This window comes from Pseudomonas sp. S06B 330 (assembly GCF_002845275.2).
Classification (GTDB): domain Bacteria; phylum Pseudomonadota; class Gammaproteobacteria; order Pseudomonadales; family Pseudomonadaceae; genus Aquipseudomonas.
Genome location: NZ_CP088149.1, coordinates 2,784,776 through 2,808,170, shown reverse-complemented (window position 1 = coordinate 2,808,170; position 23,395 = coordinate 2,784,776). Strand labels below are relative to the sequence as shown.

The following is a 23,395-nucleotide window of genomic DNA, read 5'->3' as shown; positions in this document are numbered from 1 at the left end:
TTGTCCTTAAACGGGTGAGAAAAAAACGCGATACCCAAGCCATATCCTGCTTGAGCTGGCGTAAACACCCGGAAAAGTTACCAAGCTCGGCAAAAAAATGATGTCAGACGCTTCCTAAACTGCATCTGTCTTTTCTGGTCTTTCGTTAACTGGTCACCCTCGCGTTGATTTCAACACAGGGTTGCCTGCCGCCTGATCGGGCCGGAACAGGAGCGGCAGGCCGCCTGACAATCACGGATGGAGGTGTCCGGTAAAACAGCCCCACGCCACTAGCGCACGCGAATTTTCGGCTCCCCTGCCCCTCGCCGCATCGTCCGCAAAAACTGCTCAAGCGGTGCCGGCTCAGCGATCTGCGGCAAGGCGTCCTTGTCCGGCCGCTGCGCCCAGAACGTGTCCCACGACGGGAACAACTCATGAAAACTGCCAGCGTAAGGCTCACGCCCCGGCCAGCGCATTTTCAGGCCGCCAATCGGCGGCTTGTTCAGGTCGGTGGCGTACCAGTAGCACGGCAGCCGCCGCCGAAAGCACCAACGCCCGTCAACCCGCTCGTAGTCATCCCAGTAGAGCATTTGCATGATTACCCACTCAGCCCCGGTCTCATGCTCGTTCTTCGAATAGACCACGCCGGTGGCATGGTCGGCATCGCTGAACTCGATGATGTGCTGACCCAGGTGATGGGACGTGCCGTGGAACTGCCGGCGCATGGTTTCATCCAGCCATGCCTTGAAATGCGCCCGCCCCTGCTTGTCGCGACCGACTTTGACATCTGGAACAAAGCAGTTGGCCATGGCGTCCATGTCGCGCATGTCCAGGGCCAGGGCGTATTTGCCGGCCAGTTGGCGGATCGCATCCAGCGATTCCAGGCGCTCAATGCGCGCGTACAGCGAGGTCGTCTCCATCGTCATTAATCCAGCACCGTGTACAGGTCCGAGCTGCGGCCGCCATCCACCGCCAGGCTCGCGCCGGTGACGTAGGAGGCCTCGTCGCTGGCCAAAAACAGGATCGCATTGGCCAACTCCAGCGGCAGCCCCACCCGCTGCATAGGGATGACCTTTTCGGTGTTGCGCCGGGTTTTGTCGTCGCTGAGCATGCCGGCGGTCGCCGGGGTGTCGACCACGCCGGGGATGACCACGTTGCAACGAATGTTGTGCGCAGCACCTTCACTGGCCACCGCGCGGCTGAAGTTGATCACCGCCGCCTTGGCCGCTGAATATCCGGCCATCCAGGCAGTGCCGAACAGGCCACAGATCGAGGCGATGTTGACGATGGCACCACCGCCCTGGTCTTTCATCAGGCGCATGGCGGTGCGTGTGCCAAAGAAGGTGCCATCGACGGTGGTGCTGAAGTTGGCGCGCCAGTCAGCCGTCGACAGCGTGTCAACGCCCCCCCAGGTGTAGGCCATGGCGTTGTTGACCAGGATGTCGAGACGCCCGTGACGCCGGGCGGCGTTCTCCAGGGCCGCGACGTAGGCCTGCTCATTACTGACGTCGGCTACGGCAATGTCGCCCTGCCCGCCCGCGGCTTGAATCTGTTCCAGTACCGCCTGCAGCGGTTGTTCGCGGCGCCCGCAGAGCACCACCGTGGCGCCCTCCTCGGCAAAACGCAAGGCGGTAGCTTGGCCAATGCCAGAACCCGCGCCAGTGATGAAAGCGATCTTGTTGGCGAGTCGTTTGCTCATCGGTATCCCCTCAGATAAAGGCCATGCCGCCGTTGACCGCAATGTTCTGGCCGGTGATAAAGCTGGCATCGTCGCTGGCCAGGAACACCGCCACCCCGGCAATCTCGTCGGTTTCACACAAGCGGCCCAGCGGCACGTTCTTGAGCATGGCCTGCATGTGCTCTTCGGCCACTCCGGCCATCATGGGTGTATTGGTGGGGCCCGGCACCAGGCTGTTGACGCGGATGCCGCTCGCTGCCAGCTCGCGGGCGATGGAACGGGTCAGGCCCATGACCCCGGCCTTGGACGCGCAGTAGTGGCTAGGGCCTTCGCCGGTCAGTGCAGCGGTGCTGGAGAGGTTGATGATCACCCCTTTACGTGCACCCTTGACCATCAGCTTGGCGCCCTCGCGGCAGCACAAGAAGGTGCCACCGAGGTTGACCCCAATGACCCGCGCCCAGCTCTCGTCCGGGGTCTCGAGGAAACTGTCGAAGGCACCTACACCGGCGTTATTGACGACAATGTCGAGGCCGCCAAAGCGCGCTTCGACCTCGCCCATGGCATCGGCCACCGACGCTGCATCGGCGACGTTGCAGGCCAGCGCCAGGACCCGGTCATCAAGATCAGTCAGATCCGCCAGGCTCTCGGCCAGGGCCACCTGGTTCAGGTCCACCGCCACCACCTTGGCGCCTTCGGCAACGAAACGACGCACCATGGCCTGGCCCATCCCCTGCCCCGCGCCGGTGACAAAGGCGACTTTGTTCAGCAACTTCATAGCGTTCTCCCGCAGTGCCGTGCATAGAAGCCCGCTGAACACCCAGCAGGCCGGTCACCTGCATGATTGGGTCGGACGCGGCCCGCAGGCATCGTCCGATAGGACTAGCGCCCGGGGCGTGGTCTGAATGGACGATGCCGAACGGCCGGTGGCAACCGACGATCACCGGGCGCGAACCAGGCCCGGCACCTTGCCCCTTCAGGCTCGCTGCGGCCTGGCTGCTCGCGCCCACTCATCGTCGACATTGGAGACTCGCCATGACCTCAGCCACCGACCTGCCGTTACCCACCGGCCACTACCTGACCACCCCCGGCGGCCTGCGCCTGCACTATCTGGATGAAGGCAGCGGCCCGGTGGTGCTCTGGCTGCATGGCAGCGGTCCAGGCGCCAGCGGCTTTAGTAATTTCAAGGGCAACTACCCGCAGTTCGTTGAAGCCGGCTACCGCAACATTGTCCTCGACCTGCCCGGCTTTGGCCGCTCGGACAAGCCCGAGGATGTGCAGTACCACCTGGATTTCTTCATCGACAACGTCGCTGCCGTGCTCGACGCCCTGGACATCGACCGCTGCACCCTGCTCGGTAACTCCCTCGGCGGCGCGATTGCCCTGGGCCTGGCCTTGCGCCTGCCGAAGCGGGTGGAACGCTTGATTTTGCTGGCGCCCGGTGGCGTCGAGGAGCGCGAGACCTACTTCCAGATGCAAGGCATCCTGCGCATGGTCAACCTGTTCAATGCCGGGCCCGTCGGCCTTGAAGAGATGCGCAGCATGATGCGCCTGCAGCTGTTCGATGACTCGATTTTGCCGCAGAGCCTGTTGGAGGAACGGGTGGCCGTGGCGGTGACGCAGCCGAAGAACCTGTTCAGCACCATGCAGGTGCCGAACATGGAGGCGCGCCTTGGTGAGCTGCAGTGCCCGATCCTCGGCTTCTGGGGCAGCAACGACAACTTCAACCCGGTCAGTGGCGCGCAACGCATCATCGATGGCGCGCCCAATGCGCGCTTTATCGTGCTTAACCGTTGCGGGCACTGGGTGCAGGTGGAGCACCGTGAATTGTTCAACCGTAGCTGCCTGGAGTTTCTCCAGCACGGTTGAAGCCTGACCCTCGGCGCTGCCGTGAGGCTTCGATCGGGCGTGAAACGGCCGCAGAACCTGGCAAGCGACTGCCCAGCAGTCGATCGCAGCCTCGTGCCTCGGCAGCGGCTACAGCAAGTGAATTGTCTGACTACCCCTCGTAGCCGCTGCCGTGAGGCTGCGATCGGCTGCAAAGCAGTCGTCATCCAGTCACCGAGAGGGGCCTGAATGACGGTCGTTTCACGCCCGATCGAAGCCTCACGGCAGCGGCTACGAGGGCAATGGTCTAAGACGCCGCCGGCTGGCGGTTGAGCTCGGCGTCGCCGGGCTTGCCCAGCACACAGGAGGTGCCGCCCGGCGTGTACATCATCGCCACACAGCGATTGCAGGCGGTGCAGATGGAGTCCTTGCTGGCACCGGTGGCGAGTTTTTCAACGTAGTCCGACTCGGCCAACAACACCCGGCCCATGGCCACCAGATCAAAGCCTTCAGCCATGACCTGCTCGATACTCGCCATGCTCTTGGCCCCGCCCAAATAGGCCAATGGCATCTTCACCGCCGCCCGCACCTTGCGCGCATGTTCCAGCAGGTATAGCTCATGAAACTCCACCACCGGGTCACGCAGGCGCTGGATTTTCATCGCCAGGGCAATCACCGGATTCTTCTGCTGCACGCGGTTCTCCTTGGGAAAGGAGGAACCGAACATGGTGGTGATCGATTCAGCGTTCATTCCGGCGCTGAGTACTAACAGGTGAGCACCTTCCTGCTCGAGCATACGGGCGATCCTCGCGCCATCTTCGGCGCTGTTACCGGCGCGTACGCCCTCGGTGACGCTGTACTTGCAAATCACCGCCAGATCGCGCCCCACCGCTTCAAGCACCGCGCGCAGCACCCGGCGCGGAAAGCGCAAGCGGTTTTCCAGGGTGCCGCCGTAGTGGTCACGACGCTTGTTGTACATCGGCGAGATGAACTGACTGAGCAGGTAACCATGGCCCATGTGGATTTCCACGGCGTCAAAACCGGCCTCGCGAGCCAGTCGCGCACCTTGAGCAAAGTCCTCAACCACCTGGCGCATGTCCGTCTCGTTCATGGCTTGTTTAAAAAACATGCCACTCATCATGCCGATCTTGTTGAAACCGCCGCTGGCCGACAGCGGGTAACGGGTGGTGCGCTCGCGAAGGAAGGTGAAGCAACCACCGTGGGTAATCTGCGCACTGACCAACCCACCTTCTTTGTGTACGGCATCCGTCAGCGCCTTGAAGTGCGGCAAGCTTTCGCGGGTCAGGGTCAGCTGGTTGGGCAAGGTGCGCCCGTCCTTGCTGACCGCGCAATAGGCCACGGTGGTCAAGGCCACTGCGCCACGGGCAAGCCCGGCGTGGAGCTTGACCAGTTGCTTGGACGGCAGGCCCTGGGTGCTCATGCCTTCGTTGGTGGCCGCTTTGATAAAGCGGTTTTTCAGGGTCAGTGGGCCGATGTCGATCGGGCTGAAGGGAGACGTGTGCATGGCAGGCCCTTTTCGGTCAGAAGGTGTATTTAGCGTTGAACGACAGGTAATCGCGGTCGGCCAGCAGGCGGCCCTGGGCGATGTCCGGGGAACTGAGGTAGGCGACATAGGTCAGGCCGACCTGGAAGTTGCCCAGGTACTTGAAATCGCCACCGACGGTCAGGCGTTTTTCGTCACGGCCAAGGCCTTGATAGGCGCTACCATCGACGTTCTGGGTCCAGACCAGGCGGGTAGTCAGGTCCAGACCATCGGCGATGCCCAGGTAATCCATGTAGGTACCTATGCCAAGCAGGGTCTGGCCGCGGGTCTGGGTCTCGGACTCGAAATTGTTGAAACTGCCGTCGACGCCCGGCCCACCCCCGGTGATATGCAGGGTATCGACGCCTTCGATGTGCTGGTGCACCACCTCGGCCATGACCGTGGTTTGCTGGGCGAGAAAGCTCGGGCCAATGATATAGCTGCCATTGAGGTTGCCCTGCCACAACTGGCCACGCGCCGGGGCGCCGTTGTCCAGGTACACGGCGGCACCGTCGCGGTAGCTGAGGTCGCCGGCAAACTGCACCGAGTCACCAACCTTGGAACTGAAACTGACCCCGGTCAGCTCGACATCGTCGAAGTAGCCCAGGCGGTACACCGGGCCGCTGCCAGCGCTGGCATAACGGCCAACGCCGCTGAGCGAGGAGTATTGGGTCTGGCCGCTGAAGTCGAAGAACAGCGCCCCGACCCGCTCGTGATAGCGGTAATGAAACAGGCCGACTTCGGTGTTCTCGGTGATCCGGTAGCGTACGCCCAAGCCCCATTGGCCGCTGTCGCGGGGTTCGACGTCACCGGCGTAAGTGACGGCGGTGAAGGTATCGTCCGGCAGGCTGTTGATCACCCCGGCACCGAGGCGAAAGAACTCGGCGCCCGGTCCGAAGGTATCGCTGCCGAAATAATCGCCCACCGGGTTGAGCTGAGTCTTTTCCCACTCGTATTGATAGAAGCCGACCAGCGCCAGGTCTTCATTGAGCGACCACGAGGCCGACACTTGCCCCACAGGCAGGTAGGCGTCCTTGGCTTCAGTGCCGGGCACGTTGAACTTGGTCGCATCCACCGGCGCCTGACCCTGACTGATGTTGGCCCAGAACAGACTCTCGCCCCAGGCCACCAGGTGGCGCCCAGCCTTGATCGACAGGTACTGACTCTCGGCGACATCAAAGTTGCCGTAGACATAGGCATCGAGCAATCGGGCCTTGCTGCCGCTCAAGCGGCGGGTGTCTTCCGTAAAACCATCGGCGCGGCCGATCTTGTTGACGGTGTCCGGTGAGTCGTTGTCGTTGCGGTTGTGATAGACATCGTCGTAGAAATGGCTGCCGCGCAGTACCGCACCGAGGTTGTCGTGCTTGAGCAGTAATTCACCGAACAGGCTGACCCGGTTGGTGATCAGCGCACCGCGATCGAAGTTGCGCGTGCCGTCGTCGTTGTTGATGTCGTTGAGGTACTGGTGAGCGGGCTTGGCGGTACGCATGGAAGCGGTGTAGTTGACCGTCAGCGACGAATCCAGGGTGGTGTTTTCGCCCAGCTCGATTCGAGGGCCAGCGTTGGCGTGCGCACAGGCCACGGAAAGTGTCAGCAACAGCCCGCCATGAGTCGCGTTGAACCTAGACATGCAGCGATCCTTTTTCTTGTTGTTGTGAGGTGACCTGCGCAGAGTGAAACGCGGCGGCGGTGTGAACATCATCCATATGGCCTAGGCCACCTGGCCTCATCGCCGGCAAGGCCGGCTCCCACAGGAACTGCATCGACCAAACCTGTGATAGCTGGCTTGCCAGCGATGGCCGCACAACAACTCGTCAGCCTTGCCCCACCAGCGCCCGCAACTCGTTCTTGGCGACTTTGGCTGACGGGTTCAACGGCAATGAGGTCATGAAGCGCACCTGCCGCGGCACCTTGTAATTGGCCATGCGCTCCCGGCTCCAGGCGATCAGCTCCGGTTCCTGCAACTGCTGCCCCTCGCGCAACACCACGCAAGCACAACCCACCTCGCCCATGCGCTCATCGGCAATGCCGATCACCGCTACCTGGGCAATGGCCGGATGAGCGATCAGCGCCGCTTCGATCTCCGCCGGGTAGCAGTTAAAGCCGCCGACAATGAACAGGTCCTTGAGGCGGTCGGTGATGGTCAGGTTGCCTGCCGCATCCAGGCGCCCGACATCACCGGTATGCAGCCAGCCCTGCGTATCGATGGCTTCGGCCGTGGCCTCGGGGTTCTCGAAATAGCCTTGCATCACATGAAAGCCGCGCAGGCAGATCTCCCCGGTCTCGCCGCTGGCCAAGGCCTGGTTGTGCGGATCGCGGATACTCACCTCGGTTCCAGCCAGCGGCCGGCCACTGGTGCCGGCAATGACTTCGGCCGAATCCTGCGGATCACACAGGGTGGCCAGACCGCCGCATTCGGTCAGGCCGTAAGCAGTGGTTACGCAGCTAAAGCCCAATTCGCGGCGCATGCGCTCGATCAGGCTCGGTGGAATGCTCGCCGAACCGGTCACCGCGATGCGCAGGCTCGACAGGTCGGTCTCGCGCAGGCGTGGATGCGCCAACAGCGACAGGTACAACGTCGGCGCCCCCGGCAAGACGCTGATGCGCTCGCGGGTAATCCGTTGGAATACCGCTTCAGCATCGAACACCGCATGGGGCAGGATCGTCGCCCCGGCGATCAGGCAGGTCAGCCAGCCGGCTTTGTAGCCAAAGGCGTGGAAGAACGGATTGACGATCAGGTAGCGGTCTCCCGGCACCAGGCCGATCACCCGCACGTACTCACTGAAGGCCCGCAGGCATTGGCCATGGCCGCTCATCACGCCCTTGGGCTTGCCTGTTGTGCCAGAGGTGAACAACAGGTCGCAGACCGCCTCGGGCTGAACGGCCAAGGCCCGGCGCTCAGCTTTGAGTACTTCGACGATGGCGGCGCCGGCGACAAACTGCTCATAGCTCAGGTCGCAAGCGTTACGGGGCGAGTCGCTGGCGAATACCACCAGGTGTTCAAGGCTGCGCGGACGATGTGCGGCCAGCATCGACGGGTAGTCGGTGTCGAGAAACCGCTGCTGGACAAACAGCACCCGGCAACCGCTGCGGGCCAGCACATCCGCCGCTTCGGCGCCCTTCATCCGCGTATTGATCGGTACCAGCACCGCACCGGCGCAGTGGATGCCCAAGGCCGCGACGATCCAAGCGCGCCCATTGGGTGCCCAGACCGCCACCCGGTCACCCGGTTGGATGCCCAGGGCCATCAGGCCGCGGGTAACGGTCAAGGCCAACGCTGGCAACTCGGCATAATCGGTACAGACGCCCTCGTCCTCAATGGCCGTACGCCCGGCAAAACGCCGGGCACTGTCAAACAGCAAGCGAGCAATGGTCGACGGCACGGCGTCCTGACCAGCGGTGCCCGGCAAAGGCGAAGGCATGACAAGTTCATTCATGGGCATCACTCAGGAAAACGGATTCGCAGGTTCGCGCTGGTGGGGACGGCCTGGCAGGCCAGGATCCAGCCCTCGGCCAGTTCGCCGGCATCCAGCGCATCGTTGATCAGCAGTTCGATATCGCCGCTTTCCAGGGTGCACATGCACGAGGCACAGCCCCCGACCCGGCATGCACTGGGCGGCTTGAGGCCGGCACGTTCCATGGCAGCCAGCAGCGTCTCGCCGCTGTCACACGCCAAGTGGTGCTCCTCACCATCCAGGCGCACCGCCAGTTGCGCAGCCACCGCCGCTTCGCTGGCAACCACCTGCAGCACTTCGCTTTCACCGGGCAAGGAGACAAAACGTTCGACATGCACCCGTTCGCCCGGCACCCCCAGGCTTTTCAAGGCGCTGACGGCGGTGTCCATAAACGGTCCGGGGCCGCAGATGAAGGCCTGGGCATCCATGAACGGTTGCGCCAGTGCCGCCAATTGCGCTGCCGCGGGAATGCCCTGGACCGAGTCAAGCCAATGGACGATCTGCAGGCGTTCGGGGTGAGCATTGGCCAGAAAGCGCAATTCGTCGCGAAAGATCACCGAGCTTTCGTCGCGGTTGGCGTAGATCAGCAGAATTCGCCCCTGCCCGACCAGTAACGCCGAACGCAGGATCGACAGCACTGGCGTTACGCCACTGCCCCCGCCGAACAGCAGCAGGTCAGCGTCCAGATTGCGCGGCACGAACACTCCGGCGGGCGGCAGGACTTGCAGGGTCTGGCCTTCTTGCAGCTCAGTGCACAACCAGTTCGAGGCCCGTCCATCGCGCACCCGCTTGACCGTCACCCGCAGCGGCTCGTCCAGCAACGGCGTACTCGACAGCGAGTAACAGCGCGGCAGCCAGTCATCGCCGTAGGGGATGCGCAGGGTCAGGAACTGCCCGGGTTGGTAGCGAAAGCGTTCAGCCAGCTGCTCGGGCACATCGAAGATCAGCGAACGGGCATCGGCCGTTTCCTCGACCACCCGCGCCACGCGCAAGGCAAGAAAGTCATTCATGGCTCAGTTCTCAAAGTCGCCTGCCCGGCTTGCGGGCAGGTTGACGGTCGATGGCATCAAACGTACGGATCAGGGTTTGGCAGGCCCAATTGCACCGCGCCGAGGCTGCGCCCGTAGGCCTGAAAGTTGTTGGCGATGTGCCCACGCGCCTGGTGCAGGTCGCGGAAAATACGCGCCACCGGGTTGCTGTTGTAGAGCCCTGACGCCGCCATGCAGCGCAGCAGTTCGTTGACCTTCTCAGCGCACAGGTTGGTGACATAAGCCGACTGGTAGCGGTACAGCAGACGGGTTTCCACGTCCGGGTACTCGCCGGCGCGGGCCAGCTGCATCAAGTGCTCGTAGTTGCGTTCCAGCACCAATTTGAGGCTATCGACCGTGAGCGTGGCTTCGGCCACTGCGGTTTGCGCCGCAGGATCATCCGCCGTGCGGGCGCCGTGCTTGCCGATATGCTGCGCAGCATTGGCGCGGAACAGATCAATGGCGCCTTGCAACGCGCCGATGGCCGAGGTCGAGACCGCACGGGAAAACACCTGGGCAAAGGGAATGGCGTAGATCGGGTTGCTGTTGACCAGGCGCCCTGGTGTGGCCTCGAGGGTGCAATTGTTGGTGCGTTGCACCCGGTGCGCCGGGACAAAGGCGTCTTCGACGAGGATGTCGTGGCTGCCGGTGCCGCGCAGGCCGAGCACTTCCCAGTTGCGTTGAATCTGGTAGTCCACGCGTGGCAGGAGGAAGGTGCCATGTTCGGCCGGCAGGTCCCCCTCCGCCGGGAGGATACCGCCGAGCAGCACCCACTGACAGTGTTCGCTACCGCTGGAAAAGCCCCAGCGGCCGCTGATGCGATAGCCGCCTTCGACCACTGTGACCTTGGCGGTCGGCATATAGGTTGAAGACACCAGGGTGTCATGATCTTCGCCCCATACTTCACGCTGGGCCTCAACCGGGTAGCGTGCCAGCTGCCAGGGGTGAACGCCCATCACGCCGTAGACCCAGGCGGTGGACATGCACCCTTCGGCGAGGATCATCTGGATCTCGAAAAAGGTGCGCGGGTCCACTTCATAGCCACCGAACGCCCGCGGTTGCAGGGCCCGCAACAGCCCTGCCGATTTCAACTCGGCAATCGATTCGTCCGCGACCTTGAGCTCGCGATCACCTTGTGACGAGCGTTCGCGCAGCGCCGGCAGCAAGCGCCGCGCGCGCTCCAGCAGTTCGATTTCGTCCTGAGTCTTTTCTCGCATGCTGTGCATCCTGTGTGTTCTCCCAATCTCGTTGCGCCAATGCGCGAGCCGTGATTGATGATCGGATTGCCCAGCCCAGGCTTCATCGTCAAAGCGGACTATAGGTGCGAACAGCTACTGACGTAGCCGCTGCCGCCAGGCTGCGATCGGCCGCGGAGCGGTCGTAGAAACTCAAAGGCGACTGCTGTGCAGTCGATCGCAGCCTGGCGGCAGCGGCTACAGGCAGGTGTGCAGGCTATTGCCCTTAGTCCATTGAGACGATGCTCCCACCCACGCCGCGGGAAATACTCCTCTCATGCGTCCACTCACGCTTGAGGAAGAACAGCCAATGAGTATCCTGCAACGTTTCCAGCTCCCCGGCAGCGTCGCCATCGTCACTGGCAGCGGCCGTGGCATTGGCCGCGCCATCGCCCTGGCCTATGCCGAAGCCGGTGCCGATGTGGTCTGCAGCGCGCGCAGCCCTGACGACATCGAGCGCGTCGCCGACGAGGTACGCCGCCTCGGCCGCCGCGCCCTGGCCATCGCCTGCGATGTCAACGACAGCGAACAACGCCAGGCCCTGGTGCGTCGCAGTCAGGAGCACTTCGGGCGCATCACCCACTTGGTCAACAACGCTGGTGGTGGTGGCCCCAACGATGCCCTGAGCATGAGCCCGGAGCAGTTCGAAGAGATTCTGCGTTTCAACGTTTCCAGTGCTTATGCCCTGTGCCAGCTGTGCGTGCCGCTGATGCGCGAGGCCGGGGGCGGCAACATTATTAATGTCAGCTCAGTGGCCGCACGTTATGCCCAGCGACAGTTCAGTGCCTATGGCACCGCCAAGGCCGCATTGAGTCACCTGACACGCCTGCTGGCTCAGGACTTCGCCCCCCAGGTACGGGTCAACGCCGTCGCCCCCGGGCCGACCTTGACCGAAGCGCTGAACAAGGTCATGCCCACGGCCATGCGCCAGGCCATGGAAGCCAACACCCCGCTCAAATGCCTGGGCAGCCCCGAGGACATCGCCGCGGCCGCGCTGTACCTGGCCAGCCCGGCTTCAGGCTGGGTCACCGGCAAGATCATCGACGTCGATGGCGGTGCCGACAGCAGCGTCTGGCCCGGCTGAAGCCACCCTTTTCGCCGGTACCCTGGACCCTTGGGACCGGCTTTTTTATTCCTTACACAGAGCGAAACCGCCATGGATGCTTCCCTGATCACCGCCCTGGGCGATGAGCTGTTCAATGCCTTGCGTGGCCGCAAAACACTTGCCCCGCTGACCCAACGTCACCCGGCCATCAGCCTGGATCAGGCCTACCGAATTTCCCTGCGTTTCTTGCAGCGCCGCGAAGCCCTTGGTGAGCGCGTCATCGGCAAGAAGATCGGCGTCACCAGCCGCGCCGTGCAACAGATGCTCGACGTGCACCAACCCGACTTCGGTTTTCTCACCGATGCAATGCAGGTGGCGGATGGCAGCGCAGTCAGCTTCGCCCAGCACCAACTGATCCAGCCACGGGCCGAAGGCGAGATCGCCTTTATCCTTGCCCAAGACCTCAAAGGCCCCGGCATTCGTGCTGAAGACGTACTGGCCGCCAGCGCCGCGGTAACGCCGTGCTTCGAAATCGTCGACTCACGTATCGACAACTGGCAGATCCGCATCCAGGACACCGTGGCCGACAACGCCTCCTGCGGGATTTTCACCCTGGGTGAGGCGCGTATCGATCCACGTGACCTGGACCTGGCCCGCGTTGAAATGCACATGCTCAAGAACGGCCAGCCGGCTGGCAGTGGCCTGGGCTCGGCAGTACAGGGCCATCCGTGCGAGGCAGTGGCCTGGTTGGCCAACACCCTGGGCGAGCTGGGCATTCCCTTTCGCCAGGGCGAAATCATCCTCTCCGGAGCCTTGGCGCCACTGGTACCGCTGGTACCCGGTGATCGCATCAACCTGTCGATGAGCGGCCTGGGCAACGCCAGCCTGCGTTTTGTCGCCTGAGGCCACCCCCTTCCTTTCCCCTCCCAGGAGCGAACAACCATGAGCAAGAAGATCAAATGTGCGCTGATCGGGCCAGGCAACATTGGCACCGACCTGCTCTACAAACTGATGCGCAGCGAGGTGTTGGAGCCGGTCTGGATGGTCGGTATCGAAGCCGGCTCCGAAGGCCTGCAGCGCGCCCGTGAACTGGGCCTGAAAACCACCGCCGACGGTGTCGACGGGCTGTTGCCGCATGTACTCGATGACCAGGTACAAATCGCCTTTGACGCCACTTCCGCTTACGTCCATGCCGAGAACTCGCGCAAGCTCAACGCCCTCGGCGTGTTGATGATCGACCTTACCCCGTGCGCCATTGGCCCATACTGCGTGCCGCCGGTCAATCTCAAGGCCAACCTTGCCCGTGGCGTGATGAACGTCAACATGGTCACCTGCGGTGGCCAGGCGACGATTCCGCTGGTGGCGGCAGTGTCCAGCGTGCAGACGGTGGATTACGCCGAAATCATCGCCACTGCCGCCTCCAAGTCGGTCGGCCCCGGCACGCGCAAGAACATCGACGAGTTCACCCGCACCACCGCCCGTGCAGTGGAACAGGTCGGCGGCGCCAAACTGGGCAAAGCGATCATCATCGTCAACCCCGCCGAGCCGCCACTGATCATGCGCGATACCGTGCATTGCCTGACTGCAGACACCCCGGATGAGCCGGCCATCCGTGCCGCCCTCGACGCCATGATCCTTCAGGTCCAGCGCTATGTACCCGGCTACAAGCTGGTCAACGGCCCGGTGTTTGATGGTAACCGGGTATCGATTTTCATGGAGGTCGAAGGCCTCGGTGACTACCTGCCCAAGTACGCCGGCAACCTCGACATCATGACCGCCGCCGCCGCTCGCACCGCTGAGCTGTTCGCCGAGGAAATCCTCAAGGGCGAACTGCAGCTGCATGCCACCCCCGAACCTGCCATTGCCTGAGGAAACGCCCATGGAACTTAGCGGCAAGCAAATCACCGTTCACGACATGTGCCTGCGCGACGGCATGCACCCTAAACGCCACCGTATCAGCCTGCAGCAGATGAAAGACATCGCCTGCGGCCTCGACCAGGCGGGTGTGCCGCTGATCGAAGTCACCCATGGCGATGGCCTTGGCGGCAGCTCGGTGAACTATGGTTTTCCGGCGCACACTGACGAAGAGTACCTGTCGGCGGTAATTGCGCTGATGAAAAACGCCAAGGTCTCGGCCCTGCTGCTGCCAGGTATCGGCACCGTCGATCACCTGAAAATGGCTTACGAACTTGGGGTCAACACCATTCGCGTGGCCACCCACTGCACCGAGGCCGATGTCAGCGAACAGCACATTGCCCATGCCCGCAGCCTGGGCATGGACACCGTTGGTTTTCTGATGATGGCGCACATGAACAGCCCGGAAGGCCTGGTCAAGCAAGGCCTGCTGATGGAGAGCTACGGCGCCAACTGCATCTACCTGACCGACTCGGCCGGCTACCTGCTGCCCCACGACGTCAGCGCACGGGTGGCGGCCATGCGTGCGGCACTCAAGCCTGAGACCGAGATCGGCTTTCATGGCCACCATAACCTGTCCATGGGTGTGGCCAACTCCATCGCGGCTATCGCAGCCGGTGCCAACCGCATTGACGCGGCCTGCGCAGGGCTTGGTGCCGGTGCTGGCAACACGCCGATGGAAGTGCTGGTAGCAGTGTGTGAGCGCATGGGCATTGAGACGGGCGTCAGCGTGTTTGGTATCCAGGACGTGGCTGAGGATTTGGTGGTGCCGATCATGGACTTTCCGATCCGCAGCGATCGCGATGCCCTGACCATGGGCTATGCCGGGGTATATGGCTCGTTCCTGCTATTCGCCAAGCGTGCCGAGCAGAAGTATGGCGTGCCTGCGCGGGAGATCCTGGTGGAGATGGGGCGCCGCGGGATGGTTGGTGGGCAGGAGGACATGATTGAGGATACAGCGATGACCTTGGCGCGGCTGCGCGCTTGAGTCTTTGTTGAATCTACTGGCCCTATCGCCGGCAAGGCCGGCGATAGGGCCACAACTGACTCAACGCCAATCAGCAACAATCCCCTGTTCCAGCGCCAACGACTGTGCGGCAATGGTCCGGCGCTGAAAACGCGGTGCTTCAGGCGATGTCGCCAGCCACAGCATCACCTGTGCGGGCACCTGCGGGGGGGCAATCCCGGCGCGCAGGGCAATCACACCCTTGTCTCCAATGGTCGCTTTCAGCGCTTCGGTGCTCACCACCCCAGGGTTGACGGTGTAGGCACAGATACCGCGCTCGCCCAACTCCACCGCCAACACCCCGGCCAACCGCGACACCGCCGCTTTGCCCGCTCCGTAGGCATAACCCCAGCCCCCCTTCTCTGCCGCCACCGGCGGATCGCTCTCGCCCGCCCCGGAGGTGACGTTAATCACCACCCCGCTACCCTGCTCGAGCATCTGCTCTGCCACGGCGCGTGTCAGCAAGAACGGTGTGAGCACATAGCCCTGGAACACCCGCTCCAGGGTTTGCGGCTGTAACGCCAAAAAGCCGCTGTTGAGGTCGCGGCCCTGGTAGATCGCGTTGTTGATCAGCACATCGATGCGGCCGAACTCGGCAATCACCCGTGCACAGGCAGCCAGCGCTGAGGCACTGTCGAGCAGGTCCATGGGCACCACCAACACCCGTCGGCCAAGGACACGAATAGCCTCGGCGGTGCTGTTGAGGCTCCCCGCCAACGGCGCACCCTCGGCATCGTGCAAGGCGTATTCATGCTGTTCGCCTTCATCGACAGTACGGGCGCTGATCGCCAGGTCGAAACCGGCGCGGGCAAACGCCAGCGCCGCCTCACGGCCGATTCCCCGGCTGGCGCCGGTAATGAATGCCACCTTGTTCATAAGCGTTCCTTGTTAGAAGCGTTGCGGGCGGACCATGGCATCCATGCCGCCATCAATGAACACCACGCTACCGTGGATAAACGCCGCGTGCGATGACTGTAAGAAAGCCACCAGCGCGGCGATCTCTTCAGGGGTCCCGGAACGGCCCAAGGGCGCGACGAACTCGCGCACCGCCTTACCGAAACGCGCATCGTCCAACGACGCCTGGTGCAGCGGGGTCTGCACCGCCCCCGGGGCCACCACGTTCAGGCGAATGCCCCGCTCAGCCCAGGGCTTGGCCAGGCGCCGGACGTGCTGGGTGATGGCATACTTGGAGCAGGCATAAGCAATATGCGGTTGCGCCAGGCTGTCGGCCAGGGCGCAGGCCTGCGCTTCGTTGCCGGCCAGCAGCGCTGCGGTCATCGGTTGTTGATCGGCGCCGGCTTGGGTCGAGGCCACGGAGCCGATCACCAGCGCCGCCGGTTGATTGCACTTGGCCAGCGCGGTGGCCAAGCCATCAAGCAGTTGGCTGACACCGAAGTAGTTGACCGACAGGATCAGCCCACAGGAAGGTGCAGTGACCCCAACGCCGGCGCAACACACCAAGCCGTCGAGGACACCACCGCATTGCTCGAGGACCGCGGCGATGGCCGCATCACGGCCCTGGGCGGTAGAAAGATCGGCAAGCACCTCGGCGTTCGCCCGGTCGATACCGATCACTCGGTGCCCGGCGGCACGCAACACCGCACTGAGCGCAGCGCCAATACCCGAGGCGCTGCCGCTGATAGCTGTAACTGGCATAGAGATTCTCCGTGAGTGGGGCAAGCAGTATCGACAGCCCTGCTGCGCCCCGGCATCGTCCGTGCGGACTACGCTTGACGGCGGGTGGCCAGGGTTAAGGGCGGCACCTGTAATTTGGTTTTTGCCGCGACCTTAAGGTTCGCCTGTGGCTTACCCAACGCCACCACACTGTTGAGCAGAATGCGCACCAGTTCGGTCTGGCGGCGCACGCCAGTCTTGGAAAAAATCGAGCGCAGGTGGGCTCGCGCGGTGTTGCGGCGAATGTTCAGAGTTTCCGCGGCTTCTTCCAGCGACAGACCGTTGGCCAACTCCATGGCCAGGGCAGTCTCGGCCTTGGTCAGGTTGAACAACTGCTTGGTCACCACCTCACTGGCCAGCGACTTGCTCGCCGCATCACGGATATACACCAGAGCGGCCGGCTTGCCCTTCTCATCGGCCCAGTCCAGCGACGGAATGGGCTCGACCACCAGGCCCAGATTGACCTGTCCTGAGGGCCGCGTAACCGACATCGCTTCAGCGCCTTTGGGCTTGTCCTCAGCGAAGGCTGCACGAATCAGCCGCTGCAACTCACGGTTATCACTGGGATAGGTCGCCTCCAGGCGTCCTCCGACCAGTTTCAGGCCATCGCCGCCGGCGAGGATGTTCTGCGCCACTGGATTGACCCGCAGCACACTGCCGCTCTCATCGAGCACCAGGGTGGCCACCGACAGGCGGCTGATGGCCTGTGAATACAGCTCACTGAGCGATTCGCTGCGATCAAGCAGATTGTGAATGTTCAGGGCACGGCGCAGGTGTGGCAGGAAGCTTGCGCACAATGCCCGGTCATTGAGCGAGAAATTGGCTGAAGATTTGGGGCGGGTAATGCGAAAACGCAACTTACCGCCGTCAGGGGTAGAAATGTCGGCGCCCATCACGTGGTACACGTTCTGCTGGCTGCAGTACATTTTGAAGTAAGGGTCCTGCTCCCACTGAGCCGAGGTCATGATGTCGTCGATGGTCACCACCTGATCCAGCGGCTGGCCGCTGAACGGCGTATGGGCCTGGGGATAGGCCATGTAGATGACCTCGCCTTCGCCCTCGATGTCACCGGCAACGATCATCACGCCCATGTCCGGTTGGTCGGGTACCCGCAGGATCAGGGTGACGTAGTTGGCCTGGAACGCCTGGCGCAGGTTTTCGAGGGTGCGCGCCATGGGCCGGGGGTCGAGGGCACCATCATAGATGTCGCCAACCAGGCGGTCGTAGCTGGCAAGGTCCAAGCCCAGGTCGGCCAGTGCATCGTGAGTCAACACGGGATTTTCCACAGTCGTCTCCTTGCTCGGGTAAGGCCCGTTGACCTTCCCTTGTTATTTTTATTGTTTCGGTTTGAGCCCCGAAAGGCCCAATACCGCTGCCGCCAGTCTCTAGTGACGCAAACGCCTCCACAAGTAGGCCAGCGATGTTTATTTTCACTTCAGTGGGTGTCCCGGGCCGCCGGGCTCGCTTTCAGGTTGTATTCCCCTTGGGGCGCCTTGGCCTGCGCCGGTTGGACGGGCACCAGTCGGCGACCTCGGTTGAACCAGGCCGCCAGCGCCGGCAACAGAAAGATCGCCCCCAGCACATTGACCAGGAACATGAACGACAGCAACACACCCATATCGGCCTGGAATTTCAGTGGGGCAAAAGCCCAGGTGATCACCCCGATGGACATGGTCAGCGCAGTGAACACCGCCGCCGTGCCGCGCTGACACATGGCCTGGTAGAACGCCTCGCGCAGATCGGCACCGGCAGCCATTTCATGCTGAATGCGCTCATAAAGATAAATCCCGTAGTCAACGCCAACGCCAACGCCCAAGGCCATCACTGGCAAGGTAGCGACTTTCAGGCCAATGCCCAGCAGCGCCATGAGCGCATTGCAGAGGATCGCGACGATCGCCAACGGCACCAGGATGCACAGCACAGCGCGAATAGAGCGGAAGGTCAGCCAACAAAACAATGCCACCGAGCCGAATAACGCGGCGAGCATGAAGAGCTCGGCATGTTTGACCGCCTCGTTGGAGGCGGCCATCACCCCGACGTTGCCGCCGGCCAGGTAAAAGGTCAGCTCCGGAGTGCTGACCTGCTCGATGATGCGCTGCGCCTCACCGAGTACATGGCTGAGGGTGGTGCCTTCGTGGTCGGCAAGAAACACCAAGATCTGCATTTGCTGACAGCCATCGGTGACCATCCCGTCGTCCGGCATGTAGGCGCGCGCGCCCTGACTGAGGCCGCGGGCTGAGCCAGGAATCGCTGCCCAGCGCGGATTGCCTTCGTTGTTGCCGGCAATCACCACCTTGCCCTTACCGGCCACGCTTTGCACCGACTGCACACCCTTGACCGCCCGCATACGGAAGTCGAAGGCTTCGACCGCACGCATCACCGCTGGCGACAAGCAACCTTCCTCGATGCCATTGACCTCAACAAACACCGACAACACATCGAGGCCGATGGAGTAGCTGCTGACGATTTTCTGGTTATCCAGGTTGTAGCGTGAATCCTCGCGCAGCTCCGGGGCACCGGCACCGATATCACCCACGGCCAGGTCCCGTGACTTATAGGCGCCGGCTGCCAGCAGCACCAGGCTCAGGGCAAACACACCCAGGGCCGGCCCGGGTTCGGCCAGTGCCGACAAGCGCCACCACAGACGATGACGCACGCTGCTGTCGGCCTTGGCCCGGCGCAACACTGACGGTTCCAGGCGCAGGTCAGCGATGATCACCGGCAACATCAGTTTGTTGGTGGCAATCATCAAGATCACACCAATGCAGGCCGTCACGCCCAGTTCGTGGACGATGGGAATGTCGATGAGCATGATCACGGCAAAGCCCAGGGCGTTCATCAGCAGCGCCAGCGAGCCGGGAATGAAGATCTTGCAGAACGCCCCATGGGCTGCCTGCACCGAATTGCGCCCGGCCAGCACTTCCTGCTTCCAGGCATTGGTCATCTGCACCGCGTGGGACACGCCGATTGAGAAGATCAGGAACGGCACCAGAATCGACATCGGGTCGATGCCCAGGCCCAGCATCGGCAGCAGGCCCAGTAGCCAGACCACCGGCAGCAGGGCCACCACCAGTGCCACGACGGTTAAACGCCAGGAGCGCGAGTACAGCCACAGCAGCAGGCCGGTGATCAGGAACGCGACAACGAAGAAGCCGATTACCGTGGTCAAGCCTTCAACCACATCCCCCACCAGTTTGGCGAAACCAACGATGTTGATCTCGATCTGCTCATTACCGTACTTGGCACGAATGTCTTCCAGGCGCTGCGCCACCTCGGCATAGTCCACGGGTTTGCCGGACTGCGGGTCGAGGTCCTGTAGGTCGGCGCGGACCATGGCCGATTTCAGGTCATTGGCCACCAACCGGCCGATCTGCCCGGAAGCAGCAGCATTGCTGCGCACCTGAGCCAGGTCACGTGGCGAGCCATCAAAGCGCGGCGGTACCACGACGTCACCGAAGAACCCCTCCTCGGTGATCTCGATGTAACGTACGTTGGCGGTGAACAGCGAGGTGACGCTGGCGCGATTGACCCCGGAGATGAAAAACACCTCGTCGCTGACCTTGCGCAGGGTGTCGAGGAACTCGGCGTTATAGATGTCGCCTTCACCCGTCCAGCGCACGCTGACCAGAAAGCGGTTGGCGCCAGTGAAGTACTGACTAAAGCGCAGGAAGTTGACCATGAACTCATGGCGCACCGGAATTTGCTTGCTGAAGCCGGGGTCCAGGTGCGTATGCGTGGCGCTGTAGCCCAGGCCCAGGGTCAGCAGCACGAATAACGCCAGTAAACCCCGGCGCCACGCCATCAGAAAATCAGCGATACGCTCGACACCGCGCGTCACCCAGCTTTTAGCTTGATTCATTGCCCGCCTCTCACTTGCCTAGGGCGGCAACGCTGCCACCGGAATCCTGGAACACCCCACGCTCGCCGCCTACCAGCAAGCGTGAGCCGAGCATGACGGCCGAAGTCAACGTGCCGAGCCCCGCCAAGCGGCCGACGCCGACCAACTGGCCGCGCTCATCCAGGCGCACCAGCGAGCCGCCAGCGCCGACGATCAGCACGCCGCCGGTCTCTGGCAGGCGCACATGACCGTACAGCGGCAATGTGTTGCCGATCTTCAGCTGGCTCCAGCTGTCACCGAAATCGTGACTGACAAAGACGTGGCCGCGCATGCCGTAGCTGACCCACAGGTTCGCACTCAAGCGCACCACGCCAAACAACGAACCGTTGTAGAACGCCGGCAGTGATTGCCAATGCTGGCCGTCGTCATGACTGCGCAGTACCAGCCCTTGCTCGCCCACCAGCATGCGCCGGCCGTCACTGCCGCCGTCCATGCTGTTGAGGTGGGCACTGTCAACATCCAGCGGCAACGTCTGCCAGGTCAGGCCGGCATCTTCGGACTGATAGAACTTGCCGAAACTGCCATAGGCCAGCACGCGCTCGCCGCCAGCGGACCAGGCGCCTAACAAGGGTTCGCCGAGATTGTCGTCGTGGCGCACCTCCTGCCAGTGGCGGCCAGCGTCGGTGGAACGCAGGATCCAGCCGTCGTGCCCGACGGCCAGCACACGGTGTTGCCCCAGGTCGACCAGGGCGGTCAGCGCGACATTACGCTGCGGCTCGACTACGGCAGTTTGCCAGCTCACGCCTTGGTCATCGCTACGCAGGATGCTGCCGCGTTCACCCACAGCGAGAACGGCGCTGTCCTGCTTGAGCAAAGCATTGATTTGCACCCGGTCGGTGCGCAGGGGGTCTTCTGTCGTTTCAGGGGCAGGTCGTGGGGCAAAGGCGAAGGCAATGGTCGCCGCCACCACTAGGCACACCAGGTAACCGATCAACGAGCGCATAGGGATCGCTCCGTTTCATGACTCAGGTACACGAAGACATTCATGCGGCCGATCCTCTTGTTCTGCTCCGCACCCGCGCGGGCTGCGCGGGGCGTGAAGGGGGCATTGCCTGCACTCGATAGTCGCGGCTGGAGCGTTGGGAAACATCGTCCATATGGCTTACAAAAAGGCGTGTTTGCCCTATTTCGAGTTATTGCCAGCGGCCCAGTTGCGGCTGCTGCGCAGCTCAGTAGCCGCTGCCGCCAGGCTGCGATTGGGCGCGTAGCGGCCATGGCGTTTGAGCGTATGCATTAACCCAGTTGCGGCTGCTGCGCAGCCGATCGCAGCCTCGTGCCTCGGCAGCGGCTACGCAGGTCAGTGGCCGCTGCCGCCAGGCTGCGATTGGGCGCGTAGCGGCCATGGCGTTTGAGCGTATGCATTAACCCAGTTGCGGCTGCTGCGCAGCCGATCGCAGCCTCGTGCCTCGGCAGCGGCTACGCAGGTCAGTGGCCGCTGCCGCCAGGCTGCGATTGGGCGCGTAGCGGCCATGGTGTCTGAACGTATGTATAAACCCGGTTGCGACTGCTACGCAGCCGATCGCAGCCTCGTGCCTCGGCAGCGGCTACGCAGGTCAGTAGCCGCTGCCGCCAGGCTGCGATTGGGCGCGTAGCGGCCATGGTTGCTCACGACCTGGAAATACATCCTCACGGTTTTATGCACTAGGGCAATGTTCACAGCGCTAGGGTGAGAGGATCAATCTCTGTTTTGAGGGCAAAGGAATGCTCGTTCATACAAACGGCTATCGCCTACTGACCGGCCGCCATTCGCAACCAGGGCAAATCTATTCAGTGACGGTTGTAACGCATAACCGCCAGCCAATCCTGCAAGCATTCCCTTTGGGTCGTTTGCTGGTCAAGGAACTACGACTCGCTCATGAACAACAACGGGTTAGCTCGCTAGCCTGGGTCATCATGCCAGACCACTTCCACTGGCTATTCACACTTCAGGACTCCGAACTGTCACAAGTGCTGTGCAGGGTTAAATCCAGAAGCAGCCTGGCCATCAACCGGGCCCGTAATAGCAATGGTCGATTGTGGCAAAAAGGCTTTTACGACACAGCGATCCGTACGGAGGATGTGCGCGGCGCTGCTCGCTACATCGTCGCCAACCCCATCCGGGCAGGGTTGGCGCAAAAGGTAGGTGACTATCCTTTATGGGACGCCACCTGGATTTGAATGGAAACGCCAACCTCAAGCCTGGTAAAGAATCACCAGATCATTGATCACCGAAGGCCGTTCCTGCCCTACCACATGGGTATGCAGCTCCAGGGTCAGCTGTGTACCCCGAGGTTGCACCTGAACCGCCTTGACCCGCGCCCGCGCATGAATCCGTGCCCCAGCCGGTACCGGCGCCGGAAAGCGCAAGCGATCAGAGCCATAGTTGATCTGCGTACTGAAACCGGTGATCTCAAACCCCAACGCCAGTTTCATCCGCGACTGCAGCACCTGCACCAACGCCCCGTGGGCGATAGTGCCGCCAAACGGACTGTGCTGCCGGGCCTTCCGCGGATCGGTATGAATCCAGTAATCGTCGCCGGACAGTTGGGCAAAGGCATCGATCAGCGCCTGATCCACCAGCACCGTGTTGCTCCAGTCGCTGAATTGCTCGCTGACCAGCGCCTGCAAGCCCTCGGCATCATCAATGGCAATCTGCAATGCCGGCGAAGACACGGGCGCTGGCGCACGATCCTCTGACGCCAGAGACTCCAGCGCCAACGCATCCTTGTCGACCCCGGTAAAACGCAACAAGCGCTGACCCTGGGCATCGACTTCAGCAAACACCGGCTGCAGGCGCATGCCGATGTGAATCTCGTCTTCGCCCAGTCCCACCAGATTGGTATTGATCCGTACCCCTTCATCGAGCTCAACCACCGCCAGTTTCTGCGGCATTTCGTCGGCAAAGTCAGGCAAGGTGGCGATACGCGTCACGGTGTAGCTGTACAGCGTCGCGCCACCGCCCACGGTTCGCCAGCTCAGGTCATGAGCGAGGCAGCCCGGACAATGCCGGCGCGGGTAGAAAATCCACTGGCTACAGGCGTTGCACTGCTGGATCAGCAAATTGCGAGCCCTGAGCCCTTCCCAGAACGGTGCGGAAATCTCAGTGGCCAGCGGCATGGGTTTGTTATTGGACATGG

General features: G+C 62.5%; 20 protein-coding genes. 6 read left to right on the top strand and 14 right to left on the bottom strand.

The genetic code is table 11. The annotated features are described in order from the left end of the window. Nucleotides 1–269: 269 nt before the first annotated feature. From CX511_RS12555 to CX511_RS12545, 3 genes are read right to left on the bottom strand one after another with little or no spacing between them, the layout of a single operon-like run. Complete coding sequence (locus CX511_RS12555) at nt 270–899, bottom strand: nuclear transport factor 2 family protein (protein ID WP_101291890.1); 630 nt, start codon at nt 897–899, stop codon at nt 270–272. 5 nt (nt 900–904) lie between these two features. Then, nucleotides 905–1,678 carry an SDR family NAD(P)-dependent oxidoreductase gene (locus CX511_RS12550; RefSeq protein ID WP_101291889.1) on the bottom strand — a complete coding sequence of 258 codons (774 nt, stop codon included), beginning with the start codon at nt 1,676–1,678 and terminating at the stop codon, nt 905–907. 10 nt (nt 1,679–1,688) lie between these two features. Next, nucleotides 1,689–2,432, bottom strand: a complete 744-nt coding sequence (locus CX511_RS12545) for an SDR family NAD(P)-dependent oxidoreductase (RefSeq protein WP_101291888.1) — start codon at nt 2,430–2,432, stop codon at nt 1,689–1,691. A 257-nt stretch (nt 2,433–2,689) separates the two neighbouring features. On the opposite strand from CX511_RS12545, the gene CX511_RS12540 reads away from it, so the two are divergent. Beyond that, on the top strand, nt 2,690–3,523 hold the full coding sequence (locus CX511_RS12540; protein ID WP_045190018.1) for an alpha/beta fold hydrolase: 834 nt from the start codon (nt 2,690–2,692) through the stop codon (nt 3,521–3,523). A 265-nt stretch (nt 3,524–3,788) separates the two neighbouring features. On the opposite strand, the gene CX511_RS12535 is transcribed toward CX511_RS12540, so the two are convergent. The 5 genes from CX511_RS12535 to CX511_RS12515 form a co-directional block, all read right to left on the bottom strand. Then, nucleotides 3,789–5,006 (bottom strand): NADH:flavin oxidoreductase, encoded by a 1,218-nt coding sequence (locus CX511_RS12535; RefSeq protein ID WP_045190020.1) that lies wholly within the window; start codon nt 5,004–5,006, stop codon nt 3,789–3,791. Between the two features lie 16 nt (nt 5,007–5,022). After that, a complete protein-coding gene (locus CX511_RS12530) occupies nt 5,023–6,654 on the bottom strand; it encodes a DUF1302 domain-containing protein (protein ID WP_045190141.1) in 1,632 nt (543 codons plus the stop codon). A 184-nt stretch (nt 6,655–6,838) separates the two neighbouring features. Beyond that, nucleotides 6,839–8,446 (bottom strand): FadD3 family acyl-CoA ligase, encoded by a 1,608-nt coding sequence (locus CX511_RS12525; protein ID WP_101291891.1) that lies wholly within the window; start codon nt 8,444–8,446, stop codon nt 6,839–6,841. A 20-nt stretch (nt 8,447–8,466) separates the two neighbouring features. Further along, complete coding sequence (locus CX511_RS12520) at nt 8,467–9,489, bottom strand: ferredoxin--NADP reductase (protein ID WP_045190022.1); 1,023 nt, start codon at nt 9,487–9,489, stop codon at nt 8,467–8,469. A gap of 56 nt (nt 9,490–9,545) precedes the next feature. Further along, the gene (locus tag CX511_RS12515; RefSeq protein ID WP_101291887.1) at nt 9,546–10,733 is read right to left on the bottom strand and encodes an acyl-CoA dehydrogenase family protein; all 1,188 of its coding nucleotides are present in this window, start codon (nt 10,731–10,733) and stop codon (nt 9,546–9,548) included. Between the two features lie 319 nt (nt 10,734–11,052). Here CX511_RS12515 and CX511_RS12510 point away from each other — a divergent pair, with 319 nt between their 5' ends. The 4 genes from CX511_RS12510 (at nt 11,053) to dmpG (ending at nt 14,689) form a co-directional block, all read left to right on the top strand. Continuing rightward, nucleotides 11,053–11,826, top strand: a complete 774-nt coding sequence (locus tag CX511_RS12510) for a glucose 1-dehydrogenase (RefSeq protein WP_101291886.1) — start codon at nt 11,053–11,055, stop codon at nt 11,824–11,826. Nucleotides 11,827–11,898: 72 nt separating this feature from the next. Continuing rightward, complete coding sequence (locus CX511_RS12505; RefSeq protein ID WP_045190029.1) at nt 11,899–12,690, top strand: fumarylacetoacetate hydrolase family protein; 792 nt, start codon at nt 11,899–11,901, stop codon at nt 12,688–12,690. 39 nt (nt 12,691–12,729) lie between these two features. Continuing rightward, the gene (locus CX511_RS12500) at nt 12,730–13,656 is read left to right on the top strand and encodes an acetaldehyde dehydrogenase (acetylating) (RefSeq protein WP_101291885.1); all 927 of its coding nucleotides are present in this window, start codon (nt 12,730–12,732) and stop codon (nt 13,654–13,656) included. A 10-nt stretch (nt 13,657–13,666) separates the two neighbouring features. Next, nucleotides 13,667–14,689, top strand: a complete 1,023-nt coding sequence (gene dmpG, locus CX511_RS12495) for a 4-hydroxy-2-oxovalerate aldolase (RefSeq protein WP_045190034.1) — start codon at nt 13,667–13,669, stop codon at nt 14,687–14,689. Nucleotides 14,690–14,749: 60 nt separating this feature from the next. Here dmpG and CX511_RS12490 read toward each other — a convergent pair whose 3' ends face one another. The 5 genes from CX511_RS12490 to CX511_RS12470 all read right to left on the bottom strand — a co-directional run bounded on the left by CX511_RS12490 (nt 14,750) and on the right by CX511_RS12470 (nt 21,222). After that, nucleotides 14,750–15,583 carry an SDR family NAD(P)-dependent oxidoreductase gene (locus CX511_RS12490; RefSeq protein ID WP_101291884.1) on the bottom strand — a complete coding sequence of 278 codons (834 nt, stop codon included), beginning with the start codon at nt 15,581–15,583 and terminating at the stop codon, nt 14,750–14,752. A 12-nt stretch (nt 15,584–15,595) separates the two neighbouring features. Further along, on the bottom strand, nt 15,596–16,363 hold the full coding sequence (locus tag CX511_RS12485; RefSeq protein ID WP_101291883.1) for an SDR family oxidoreductase: 768 nt from the start codon (nt 16,361–16,363) through the stop codon (nt 15,596–15,598). A gap of 68 nt (nt 16,364–16,431) precedes the next feature. Further along, nucleotides 16,432–17,667 carry a helix-turn-helix transcriptional regulator gene (locus CX511_RS12480; protein WP_101291882.1) on the bottom strand — a complete coding sequence of 412 codons (1,236 nt, stop codon included), beginning with the start codon at nt 17,665–17,667 and terminating at the stop codon, nt 16,432–16,434. Nucleotides 17,668–17,816: 149 nt separating this feature from the next. Next, nucleotides 17,817–20,240 (bottom strand): efflux RND transporter permease subunit, encoded by a 2,424-nt coding sequence (locus CX511_RS12475; protein WP_101291881.1) that lies wholly within the window; start codon nt 20,238–20,240, stop codon nt 17,817–17,819. A 10-nt stretch (nt 20,241–20,250) separates the two neighbouring features. Then, a complete protein-coding gene (locus tag CX511_RS12470) occupies nt 20,251–21,222 on the bottom strand; it encodes a WD40/YVTN/BNR-like repeat-containing protein (protein ID WP_045190046.1) in 972 nt (323 codons plus the stop codon). Nucleotides 21,223–21,980: 758 nt separating this feature from the next. On the opposite strand from CX511_RS12470, the gene CX511_RS12465 reads away from it, so the two are divergent. Next, entirely contained in the window at nt 21,981–22,436 is a 456-nt protein-coding gene (locus CX511_RS12465) for an REP-associated tyrosine transposase (protein WP_045190048.1), read from the top strand. A 15-nt stretch (nt 22,437–22,451) separates the two neighbouring features. Here CX511_RS12465 and CX511_RS12460 read toward each other — a convergent pair whose 3' ends face one another. Then, the gene (locus tag CX511_RS12460) at nt 22,452–23,393 is read right to left on the bottom strand and encodes a bifunctional OB-fold nucleic acid binding domain-containing protein/MaoC family dehydratase (RefSeq protein ID WP_101291991.1); all 942 of its coding nucleotides are present in this window, start codon (nt 23,391–23,393) and stop codon (nt 22,452–22,454) included. Nucleotides 23,394–23,395: the final 2 nt, after the last annotated feature.